Annotated in this window: 8 protein-coding genes; 3 read left to right on the top strand and 5 right to left on the bottom strand. The window is 34.2% G+C overall.

What is annotated here, in order from left to right:
- Positions 1-10: 10 nt before the first annotated feature.
- From CHB81_RS09955 to CHB81_RS09940, 4 genes are all read right to left on the bottom strand, one after another.
- Positions 11-2,215, bottom strand: a complete 2,205-nt coding sequence (locus CHB81_RS09955; RefSeq protein WP_089351748.1) for an alpha-galactosidase — start codon at positions 2,213-2,215, stop codon at positions 11-13.
- Between the two features lie 19 nt (positions 2,216-2,234).
- Complete coding sequence (locus tag CHB81_RS09950; RefSeq protein ID WP_089351747.1) at positions 2,235-4,205, bottom strand: sialate O-acetylesterase; 1,971 nt, start codon at positions 4,203-4,205, stop codon at positions 2,235-2,237.
- A gap of 11 nt (positions 4,206-4,216) precedes the next feature.
- Positions 4,217-6,169 (bottom strand): alpha-galactosidase, encoded by a 1,953-nt coding sequence (locus tag CHB81_RS09945; RefSeq protein ID WP_254921043.1) that lies wholly within the window; start codon positions 6,167-6,169, stop codon positions 4,217-4,219.
- 594 nt (positions 6,170-6,763) lie between these two features.
- Positions 6,764-7,345, bottom strand: coding sequence for a Crp/Fnr family transcriptional regulator (locus CHB81_RS09940; RefSeq protein WP_089351745.1), 582 nt, complete (start codon positions 7,343-7,345; stop codon positions 6,764-6,766).
- A 511-nt stretch (positions 7,346-7,856) separates the two neighbouring features.
- Between CHB81_RS09940 and CHB81_RS09935 the strand changes: the two genes are divergently transcribed.
- Positions 7,857-8,297, top strand: coding sequence for a heme-binding protein (locus CHB81_RS09935; RefSeq protein WP_089351744.1), 441 nt, complete (start codon positions 7,857-7,859; stop codon positions 8,295-8,297).
- 115 nt (positions 8,298-8,412) lie between these two features.
- Positions 8,413-9,096, top strand: a complete 684-nt coding sequence (locus tag CHB81_RS09930) for a hypothetical protein (protein WP_176427513.1) — start codon at positions 8,413-8,415, stop codon at positions 9,094-9,096.
- Between the two features lie 98 nt (positions 9,097-9,194).
- Here the strand turns inward: CHB81_RS09930 and CHB81_RS09925 are convergent, their stop codons facing one another.
- Complete coding sequence (locus tag CHB81_RS09925; protein WP_089351742.1) at positions 9,195-11,612, bottom strand: TonB-dependent receptor; 2,418 nt, start codon at positions 11,610-11,612, stop codon at positions 9,195-9,197.
- A gap of 487 nt (positions 11,613-12,099) precedes the next feature.
- On the opposite strand from CHB81_RS09925, the gene CHB81_RS09920 reads away from it, so the two are divergent.
- A complete protein-coding gene (locus CHB81_RS09920) occupies positions 12,100-12,498 on the top strand; it encodes a hypothetical protein (protein WP_089351741.1) in 399 nt (132 codons plus the stop codon).
- Positions 12,499-12,503: the final 5 nt, after the last annotated feature.

Raw genomic sequence — 12,503 nt, 5'->3', positions numbered from 1 at the left:
GAGATTTAGTTTAGGCCTTAGTAATTTTTAAAACAACACTGGTATTCGAAGAATTTACATTTGGGTTAATTCCAACCTGCATTAAAAAATCGCCAGAGTATGTTACGGTTTCTACCGCAGCTTTTTTATCCGGATAAATGTTGATTTCTTCTACTTTATAGTTTTGTCCCGCTTGCAATCCTTTTAATTTTATAGGAAGATGTGTTCCTGCTTCATATCTAGAATTTACCAAATAGCTAAAAACTACCGCTTCGTTACCATTTTTATTCACAAACATCACAGAAGCTGCATCGTTACCCCAAGGATTTTGCAGACGATATTGATCTCCTTGCCAGATTGTAGTACTCAAAGCGCCATAGTTTTTTATCGCTTGTTGTGCATAAGCCAAGTCTTTCTCGTTTAGATCTTTAACCACTATATCAAAACCTAATCTACCCATCATGGCAACATCAGTACGGTATTTAATAGGCTGTTTTCCCCAATCTGTAACGTGCGCTGCAATTGTCAAAGCAGGATAAAAATACGAGTATTCCCATTGCATATATACACGTTCTAACGGATCTGTATTATCACTTGGCCAGAATTCTGTAAAATATTTCAATGCGGCATAATCTACTCTACCGCCACCGCCAGAGCAAAGCATCATTGGTACTTTTGGATATTTTACACGAATACGTTCCAGAACTTTGTAAAGTCCGTTTACATAATCTGTATAAAAATTATTCTGTTTGTCTTTTAAATTAGAAGAATAAGCGTTGTAAATCACTGCATTACAATCCCATTTGATATAAGCCAATTCCGGATTTTCAGTAAAAAGATTGTCTACAACTCCGTAAACAAAATCCTGAACTTTTGGGTTTGATAAATCCAAAACCAATTGATTACGGAAATAATGTTCCGCTCTTCCCGGTTGTTTTACAATCCATTCCGGATGTTTTTTATACAAATCACTCGCAGGATTTACCATTTCAGGCTCAATCCAGATTCCGAATTTTACCTGATTGTCTTTTGCCGTTTTCACTAAAGTTCCAATTCCGTTTGGTAACTTCTTTTTATTGACATCCCAATCTCCAAGAGCCGCATCGTCGTTGTTACGAGGATAATTATTTCCGAACCATCCATCATCCAATAAAAACATATCTACACCCAGTTTTTTACTATCGGCGATAAGCACTTTTAGTTTGTTTTCGTCAAAATTAAAATAAGTCGCTTCCCAGTTGTTTAGCAAGGTCATACGACTTCCTTTTCCGTCTAATATTTTGTAATTTCTGGACCAATCGTGCAAATTACGGCTTGCATTTCCTTTTCCTTTTGAGGATAATGTGTACCAAAATTTAGGCGTTGTAAATACTTCATTTTTAGGCAAAGAATAATTTGCCGCAGCATTGTTAATACCCGAAATAACACGAAGATTATTCAACGGATCTAATTCTAAATCTGTTCTGAAATTTCCTGACCACTCCAAACCTGCAAACAAAACTTTTCCTTCGTCTTCAGTTGCCGGTTTGTCCAGAGAAACCATAAATACTGAAGGTTGAAATAAATTGGCACGAGAGCCTAATTTAGTATCTAAAACTTTAATTCCGTGCGTTAATTTTGTTTCCTCAGGCTGCATTTCTTTTGCCCAATCACCATGATATTGGTTTAGATAAAAATTGCTGTATCCTTTCAAATATAAATTTGCCGAAGCGTATTTGTTCAACGTAATATTTGATTTTTCGCTATGCTGAATTGTTGTCCATTGTTCGATAACATCAGTGTCATAATACGCTTGGATAAACATGTGAACTTCAACCGGATATACAGGATCTTTAAGCGTGATTTCAGTTTGAGAAATTCCTGTACTTATCGTGGATGTTTTATGCGTTACATACAATAAATCTAGTGAAGTATTTCCGTCAGCATGCGTTACGGCAATTGCAGGTTCCAGTAAATTTTTAGATCCTGATGGCGTATAAGCTGCGTTGTAAATCCCTGAATAATCTGTTCCCTGACGAAACTGACCTTGAACTTTTACATACTCAAAATCGTTTGCCAATTTCTCTCCTAAATAAATGGTGTTCAATTCTTTCCCCGGAGTTACCTGCAAAACAAGTGCATTACTTTTTGTTTTTACCGAGATAATTTGTTGCGCCGTTATTGTGCTGCAATAACTCGTCAGAATAAAAAATGCGATCGTAAAAGACTGCCTTAATGATGTAAATTGTTTTTTCATTTTATTATATGTTATTTTCTTATTTCTTTCCTTGTGTAATTCCCGCCCAATTATCTGTTCTAAAAGATGATGCTGGTAAACCTGATGCGTTTGTTAAATTTCCGTCAGGATTATCAGCCCAATTGTAGCGAACTGCAACCGGATTTGGAACATCTTGTGCGTAAACTTCAACTTTGCCATTTACTATTTTTGCCATTGCCCAATAAAACTTTTTATCAGCTCCAGCAATCGAAAATCCTTTTAACTCGCTGTTTTTGGCTTTGATATTTTCATTGAAATCAAAACTTATTATAACCACATTTTCTTTTATAGAATTGGATTTATAAAGCGGTCCCGAATAGTCAATTTTAGTATTATAAACTTTTGCCAAAGCTATATTTGCCAATCGCCCCCCAACATCTTGTTTGTTTTTTGGGTGAATATCTTCCCCGTTTCCAATATCTGTTGTCACCGCCATTCCGGTATTTGGTAATTTCAAAGCCATGAATTGTGCTTCACGCAACTCTGCCCAATCAGATTCTGCAGGTTGTTGTTTTTGTTCTTTATAATTTGCCAATTGAACAAAGAAAAACGGTAATTTTTTATCTTTAAACTTAGTTCTCCAATCGTTTATCAGCAACGGAAATAAAGTTTGATATTGATCCGCTCTTTCGGCATTGCTTTCGCCCTGATACCAGATAACCCCTTTTATTTTATAATCTAACAATGGTGCAATCATCGCATTATAAATTGCACTTGGTCTGTTTTGTCCTTGTGCCAAATACGGTTTCACAGGCAAATCTTTACTGTCAACACCAATACTATATTTCCAATTTCCGGCTAATGAAATAGTTTCTTTTCCTGATTTCAAAGAGAAGTTTTCATCACCATAAACACCACCGTTTCCTGCACCGTCAAAAACTCTGATTGTAACTGTATTTTCTCCTTTTTTCAGATATTTTACAGGAATTGTATAATGACGTTCTACATTATAACCTTTGGTTTCACCGATATAATTACCATTAATCCAGATCATATCGTCATCATCTGCAAAATAACTTAGACTAAAGTCTACACTATTATCCGTAATTGTAAACTTTTTTCTAAACCAAACTACTCCATCAAAACTGCCTAATCCGTTACTATCAAAAAACGATGGTAATTTCATGGTTTTCCACGAAGAATCATCAAAATTGGGTGTTGCCCAAATTGCTTTTTCATCCTGCATTCCTTTATCTGTATTAGCAAGATTCTTTTCCCAAACTGTCAAATCAGCATTATATTTTTGCAATAATGCATCTCTATCAGTTTCTGATTTCATTGCCTGAATTTGAGCGTCAAAATCATGAATTGTAGTTAACGCTCCAGAACTTGTCCAGGCTTCAACTAATGTTCCTCCCCATGAAGAATGAATTAATCCTATTGGAATCTTCTTTTCATTATAAATTTTTCTGGCAAAAAAATATGCCGTTGCACTAAAATCAGCAACTGATTTTGGACTGCAAACATTCCATCTGTCGTGTTGAACTTTTAAGGTATTTAATGGTAAAGTACTTTCTATATGTTCTGCCTGCAATAATCGTATTTGAGGATAATTAGCGTTTTCTATTTCTTCCTTATAATTATTGATTTTTCCCCAACCTTCAAGAGGCATTTCCATATTACTTTGTCCGGAACACAACCAAACTTCACCAATTAAAATATTATTAAGCGTTTTAGTCGCTCCATCGTTTATCGTAATCGTAAAAGGTCCTCCATAAACGGGAGTTTTTAAAACCACATTCCATTTGCCATTTATGACAGTGGTTTTGTATGTTTTTTTATCCCACGATGTTGTTATTTCTATCGATTTTCCGTCGCTTTCTCCCCAAAACGGAACTGCACTTTTTTGCTGCAAAACCATATTATCGGTAAAGAAAGAAGGCAATAATACCGTAGCATTAACGCTATTTGACGATAGAATAAACAGCGTCAATAACATAAATACTTTCTTAAAAAAATGTTTTTTCATACGCATTTCTATTAACGATTTATTATTTTAAACAAACGAGCATCTTTGGAACCAAGACTTATATTTAAACTATTTTTTACCTTAATATTTTCAGTAGTAAAAAGATCCTGTGCTTTATAATTTCCATTTTTTATGCCTAATCTTTCTAGCGGAAGTGCATAATTTTTAGGTCTGTTTCCGTAGTTCAAAACAGCTATATACCACTCGTTTCCTATTTTTTGTTCGAAAACTTCGGTCGTAAATTTCCCTGTATTTCCTTCTACTGGACGAAAAGCAACTCCATGAGCAACAATTTGAAGCAATTCTTTGTTCTGAAGCCATTCTTTTGCACGTTTGCTCCAGATTCCGTCTTTGCCGTAATCGTCACCCGTAATCAATGTTCCGGTAATTACTGCCGAAATTAATCTTGCGCGATTTTCCCCTTCTGTAACATCGGCAAAAACCACATGATCTGCATCTATATAATTGTAAGCATACGTTTGCCACCAACCATAATTGACACTATTTAAAGTATATTGAGTTTGTTCTATTGTTTTCCAGGCATCACACGCAATACGACGAACATGCGCGTAACGTGATGTTGCCATATTTGGAGAAATCGCCGCATAAATCAACATTTGTCCGTCAAGTGCATTCACTAAATGTTCCATTCCAACTTTGTAAGCCTGCATTCCCGTCGTAACATTTTTGTCATAAAACGAAGAAGATTCCGCGGCAGCGTGACCTAAAAAGTCGATTTTAATCATTTTAAAACCACACGCTTTTAGTTTATTAATCACATAATCAACACGTTTAAGTGTTCCGGGATGTGTAGGATCGATGGCACGAGCACCGTCAAAATCAAAATAAGTATTTCCGGTTTTTGTCCACATTTCACCAAAAGTGTAATCACTACCTTCAGCTTTACGATTTGGACCATCTTTCCATCCCCAATCTGTAAATGGCGCCCAATAAGCGCCCGGCTCAAGACCTTTACTTTTGCAATAATCGGCGAATTCTTTTAATTTGCTAAAATCTCCCGTAAAACCACCTTTGACCATATTATCCCAAAAAGAATCGAGATCTATAAAAGCGGTATTTCCAACACGAAATTGCGGAACTGAATTGGCAAAGAAATCAGCCACTTTCGTAGTATTATCATAATTGATTTTCTCCATCAAAACTCCCCAACTGTTCCAGCCAACGGGAGTTGGTTTGTCCCAATTAAAAACAAAAGGCTTTTCTACAACACGATTTGTTTTGGCATATTCTTCCATTCCATTTCTCCAATCTGAGTAATATCCAACAAAGAATTTCGGAGACAAAACCTTATCTCCTTTTACAAGACCATGCGCAATACTATCGCGTGTTACTTCTTTTTCTGAATATCCAGCCCAAGCCGAAAATAACGGTTGTTTGTTACTATTGCTAGTTTTTACAGCACTTTTCCAAACAGTATGTTCAAGAGAACCTATTATAAAACCATTTCGGGAAGTATTATTAAAAAGGATTCCAACTTCTGCACTTGTGTTTTGAGAAATGGTATCTAATTTTTTTGAATTGTAACTTATAAAAGCGTCATTATCATAAGGAACAAAAACAGTTTGCAGATTTTCTATTTTATCAAAACCAACTTTTCCTAAATCTAAAGGCGAAATATAATTGGTTGCGATTTGTTTTCCGTTTCCTAAAATTTCAATTTGAGTTATAAAATAGTCCTTATTATTATAAGTTAGAAAACTTTGGATTAACGTTGGATTATTTTTATCTTTATATGTAAGCATGTATTTTAAACCTTTTCCTAAATTATCATTAATCGCTTCTTTTGATAAAACAGCCGCCGAATAATCCGTAACCGAAATTGTTTTACCATTTACAACAACCGAAGCTTTTGCTCCCGAAAAAATATTTTTTCCGGATTGGCTTACTGCAATTGTTTTTTCTTTAACATCATAAGTAATAATTCCGCTTTTACCAAAAGTCATCTTAATGCTATTCTGGGCTTTCGCCGAATTGCAAAAAATGACCATAAATAAAACGGACAAACACAAGTTTTTTATTAGGAAAAGATGCTGTTTCATTAAATAAAGTTTTGGTTATTATACTATTCTATACTACAATAATACAAATTAAAATTAATTCCACAAGAACTTCCAAAAAAAATGTTCGATAGTTCGCATAAAAACAATCCTAAACATCAGAAAATCAGACGATATTAAAAACAAATAAAATTACACTATTTTGTGAAATAGTCAATTTGACAATAAATAGTACTAAAGTAATCTCTAAAATTTACTAAACAAATAAATGAGTGATTTGTTTTTTTTCAGCCACTCCCGATAACCATAGGGAAAAAGAATTAAAATGATTACAAAATAAAATCTGCTCAATCTGCTCCCGATAGCTATCGGGACTGCGAGAAAAATTCACCAAATTCCCAAACATAAAAAAGGAGCTTTAAAACTCCCCCAATATTCTATATTCTATATTCTTTCTTCTTTAATCTATCTTCTTTAATCTTTCTTCTTTAATCTATATTCTTTAATCTATATTCTTTAATCTTTCTCCCCTATTCTAACCTATCCGTTCTTTAAATGTTTTGCTCTTAATCTACTTAAAAACTCTGGTGTGATTCCCAAATAAGAAGCTATATATTGTTGTGAAACCCGCTGAGATAATGCCGGATAACGATCCAGAAATTCTACATATTGTTCCATCGCAGTCGAAGAAACGGTTTTAAACAAACGTTTCTGCAATTTCGATAAATGTCTTTGAATCATTAATCGAAACATTCTTTCTAATTGTGGAACTTCATTGATCAGATTTTCTTTCGCTTGACGAGTTAAAACCAACAATTCACAATCTTCCAGTGTTTCAATATACATATCACTCGGCACCTGATCTTCAAAACTGGTGATATCACTTACCCACCAATCTTCGGTTGCAAATTGCAAGGTGAGTTCGATTCCGTCACGATCAACAAAATATTCCCGAATGCAGCCTTTATTTATATAAGCTTCAAAATTGCAGATTTCGCCGGCGTGCAACAGAATTGTTTTCTTAGGGATTTTTCTCAATTCGAGACTGTTTTCAAAAATTTTAATCTCTTGCGCTGATAGTCGGGCAAATCTGGAAAGATAATCATGTATTTTTTCAAACATCTTTAAAACTGGTTTAGTAGGATTGTTTTTGGTAACAAGTCGTAAATATAAGATGTATTTGTTTAAGGTGTTTGTTGTGTTTATTTTTAATACAATTAATATGTAGACAACAAATTTTCGCAAAAACGCAATATTAATTTATAGACAACAAATATCCGTAGAGACGCACAGCAGTAGGCCTCCGCACAGATTACATACAAAAAATCACAATCCAAAACCAGTGCCGTTAGGTACTAAAGGCCGGTAGAAAAAAAATGTGTTCGTAATTCGTTGGCGTGCCGTAGGTACGCATGATTAACGTTTTGTTGCGTACCTACGGCACGCTAAATATATTTCAATTGATATTTCTTCCACCGATCATTTATGCCTAATGGCACATTTTTTTTAAATCTTTGATTTGCTACTGATTCGCATGATTTATATTATTTTATTATTTCTTGATCTAGTTTAAGAAATTAGGTAATTTAATATTTGATCTTTGAAAATTAAACACCCTATAAATATACAATCCATGAAAGATCAAGTTCTCCATTTAAGAATAGCCTTAGCATTATCAGCAATTGAAGATCTGATTCCCAATTACATGAAAATAGAAGAAGATAAAGCAATCTCAAACGGCAACGTTGCAATTTGCATTATCGACGAAGAAGGTACCGTTTATGGTCAAATGTATGGAAATGATAAAGCGCGGAAAAGACAATCGTATAAAATTGCCTGGACAAAAGCGAGTCAGGTTTGGCTTACAGGAGTTAAAACCGGAGATTATGAGAGATTAGTTTTCAATAAAATTGTAGATGAAAACGCTAACGGAATTGAAGCTCCGGATCTTATTGGCTGGCACGGCGGACAACCTATTATACTTAATGACGGGACGCAGCTTTCTGTTGGTTTTAGTGGTTTTAGAGGTACAACAGATTTAGAAATTGTAACCAAAGCATTCAAGAAAATATAGCACTTATATGGTAAAAACACAATTCAAGTATTTCTACCTAAAACCAGTTCATACTATCTTTATAAATTAGCGTCACAAAATGATCGCCATTTTTAATTCTCTTATTAAAGACGTTATGAGCAATTTCCATCTTACTGCACTTTTACCAATACAAAAAGAATTTCCACACTATTTACCAAATAGAAATTTTCTTCCATTTAATGGAAAACCAATGTATCAATATATGATCGAAAAATTACTGAAATTCGATCAGTTTGAAAGTATTGTCATCAATACAGATTCTGAGGAAGTGAAGGAATATTGCAAATGGAACGGCAAATTAAGAGTTATTGACCGACCAAAACATTTGATTGGTGAAGATGTAAAATCGGATCAAATCACGGCTTATACGCTTGAGAAAATTTCGGACGAACATTTTATCGAAATCCAAAGTTTTAATCCATTAGTTACCCATTTTACGATTGAAAGTTTTATCAAAATGTATATCGATTTTATTGTTCCGGGAGAATATTATGATTCCGTTTTCAGTATTCAGCGTTATGAATTGAGAAATTTTGATATCGATAAAATGGAAATGAGAGATGACTTCCCATTTTCAATAATCGAAAACGGAATTCTTTATGGATTTAACCGAACTACTTTTCGCAAACATCAAAAAAAGCTCGGAAAAACGGTTATGCTATCTGATGTAAAAGAAATTGAAAATACACTTTTGGATTCTGAAACTAATTATGAGTTAACCAAATTAGTTTTTGCAAATCAGGATAAGTTTCCGGCTATTTTTCATAGTGGAGTTTAAAAAAAACAGAAGCAAGAAGAAAGAAAAAAGAAGGGCATTTCATTACAAATGAAATGCCCTTCTTTATGAATTTTAAAGCTATTTACTCAAAAATAAACTTAGAATTTAAACGTAACATTTGCTGTAATACGAGTTGGATTTTGAGCTGCAAGTCTGTAAGACCAATATTTTTCGTTGGTTATATTGTCTACTTTTAAACCAAGTCTATACTTTGGCTGATCGTAAAAAAGTGAAGCATCTAATACGGTATAAGACGGAATCGAAAATTTGAAAGTTGCCGTATTTGTCTGATGATATTCACTTCCGTAAATTCCTCCAAAACCAACTCCTAATCCTTGTGCACTACCTGTTGTAACTCTATAACTTGCCCATAAGTTTGCCGTTGTTGGTGATCCTGCCGTTGATGGTCTTAAACCTTGAACACTTGCATTACTCTTTTCGTATTTACTGTCATTATAAGTATAACCTGCGACAATATTTAATCCGGAAATTGGGTTGGCAATTAACTCTGCTTCAAAACCTTTACTCACCTGAGTTCCATCCTGAATTGAGAAGTTAGCATGATCCGGATCATCACGAGTTATGTTTGTCACTTGAATATCATAATAACTCAATGTTGCTGATATTTTGTTAAGATCAAATTTAAAACCTCCCTCCCATTGATTTGCTTGGTTTGGTTTGAAAGTATTACCGTTAAAATCGGAACCTGAAACGTTGCTGAAACCGTTCATATAATTACCAAATACAGCAATTTTTTCTTTCATAATCTGATACACTAGTCCAAATTTTGGAGAGAAAGCTGTTTGGTTATAATTCCCTACGAGAGAATCTTTACTTGGATAATAAACTCCTTTATTTTCGTATTTATCAACACGAATACCACCCATTGCTAATAATCTGTCGGTTACATTTAAAACGTCCGAAACATAAGCGCTATAGGTAACTTCATCGTTTGATACATAATTGTTGAATTTAGCAGTAGCAAACATTGGCGCCACCTTGTCTACATTAAAATTGTTATAAGCATCGCCTGGTTTTTTATAATCCATTGAAGGCATATTAACAATTGCATCATTACGTGTTGCACGCAAACTATAATAATCTACACCCGCTACCACTCTGTTTTTAAGTTTTCCGATATTAAAAACTCCAATGAAATTCTGCTGAATATCTGTTCCGTAAAAAGGCGATTCCTGATATGTAACTTGCTGTCTTAATGCAGTTGGAGAAGTCATTTGCAACGCCACTACATAACCATCAGATGAAGATCTTGTTCTGGACAAAATAGTTTGAGAAGTCCATTCGTCAGACATTTTATATTTTAACTGAGCAAAAACATTGTATTGCTGGCTCGTGTAATTAATGGTATTGTTTGCAAATGATAATTTATATGGAATATCAAGGTCCTCAATACTAGTTGCTGCTCCTTTGCCAGCAAATGGGGCAAGTCTTGTTGGCGAAGTTGCTTTGTATAAACTAAATTCGGCATCAATTAAAAGCGTTAATCTATCGTTGATTTCATAAGAGAAACTTGGAGCAATAGAAAAGTTCTTATTGAATCCTGCATCCTGAAAACTTCTTTCGCTATGAAAAGCCGTATTTACTCTTAACAAAGCTGTTTTATCTGCATTAAGCGGCGCATTAATATCTGCTGTGAATCGATTTAAATCCCAACTTGCTGCCGAATAGGAGATTTCGCCTTTAAAACTGTCAAAAGGTTTTTTGGTAACACGGTTAAATAAACCTCCAAAAGAGGATAATGTACTTCCAAAAAGTGTTGCAGATGGACCTTTGATAACCTCAATACGCTCCAAATTTGAAGGATCAATTGTTGTGTAAGTAAAACTACCAACACCGTTTCTAACAACTTGTGGAGTTGGAAAACCACGAGACATTGAAGTTGTACGACCTTGATTTCTTACTTCGGCAATACCGGCTCCGGGAACGTTTTTAAAAGCACTATTGTAATCTGTAATTACTTGTTCCTTCATTAATTCCTTGCTTACTACGATATAAACCTGAGAGTTTTCAATGTTTTTCAAAGGCATTTTTGCAACATCAAAACTTTCTTTTTTTGCAAAACGATTTCCTCCGGTACGAATCACAACATCTTCAAGATTCTCAACAGATGAATTTACTCGTATGTCTACAACCGTCAATGGAGCTTGTTCTGTGACCTCGGCAGTTTCAGTAGATGAGGCATATCCTGTCATGGTAACTTCAAGAGTATATTTACCAAAAGGTACTTTTTTGAACTCATAATTGCCGGATGCATTTGTTACGGCGCTCTTATTTATTTCGATCAATTTCACTACAACTCCCTGACTGGCATTACCATCATTAGTAATAACGCTTCCCGAAATTTGTCCGCTTGTTGCTGTTTGAGCCTGAATAAATCCAACATTCAAAAGAGAGAATATCAGGATAAGTATTGTGAAATTATAATTTGCTTTTTGTCTTTTTCTTTGGTTTTTCCCAGCGATAAAGGAGGAAATTTGGGGTAATGGTATTTTCATCGTATTATTCTTATTTAAACTGATTCTAAATTAAAGCGCAAATGAACAATATTTATTTTAATCTATCAAAAGAAAAATGTTCTTTTTTTAGAAATAAATCACTTAAAATAAAAGAGAGAAGTACGTCTAAACAAAAGCTGCAAGTTTATTCTCACCAGAATAAATTACTGCCTATTTCCTGAGTTGAGTTTAAATGTGATTTGTCGTGTTTAAAAAGTTTTACGTGCATCAAATCTGACAAATTTAAGGTCGATCTATTTATCAGTGAAGCAACTAAGAATTACAAAATAACAAAAACAGGTATTTTTACCTACAAAATATTTATCTTTATTGAATACTTTCGATGCATAAATAAGGATCTTCATTTATTAAAATTAAGCACGAAGATTATCTACACGCCTCATTATAATAAAATTACAATTGACAAATTTCTTACTCAGAAAATTCAATCCTTTCAAATAATACAAACTAACATTAGCATATAATTATGGAATCATCTGAAATTATTCTTAATCTACTAATTGGAGGACTCTTAGGTCTTGTAGGCCAAATGCTAAGATTTCTGGTTGGTTATAAAAAGCTATATGACGTAGCTTCTAAAGAAAATATAGCGCCTTCTGAAATGTTTGACACAAGCAGATTTGTTATTAGTCTCATTATTGGTTTTGTCGCAGGTGTGGTTGGAGTGGCTTCCTTATGGGATTTTAAGGCTACTCTTTTTGGTAACAATCCAAAAGAAACCGTAATGACCCTTATCGGGATAGGTTATGCCGGAACCGATTTTATCGAAGGTTTTATCAAAAAATCTATTCCCTCAAATACTACAGAATCCGTTACCAATGATGGAAAAGCACCTACTCCCGGAGCTTCTGAACAACCAGGATAATTTTA

Origin of the sequence: Flavobacterium sp. ov086 (assembly GCF_900187965.1) — a bacterium.
Taxonomy (GTDB): domain Bacteria; phylum Bacteroidota; class Bacteroidia; order Flavobacteriales; family Flavobacteriaceae; genus Flavobacterium.
This window is presented reverse-complemented; position numbering and strand designations above follow the sequence as displayed.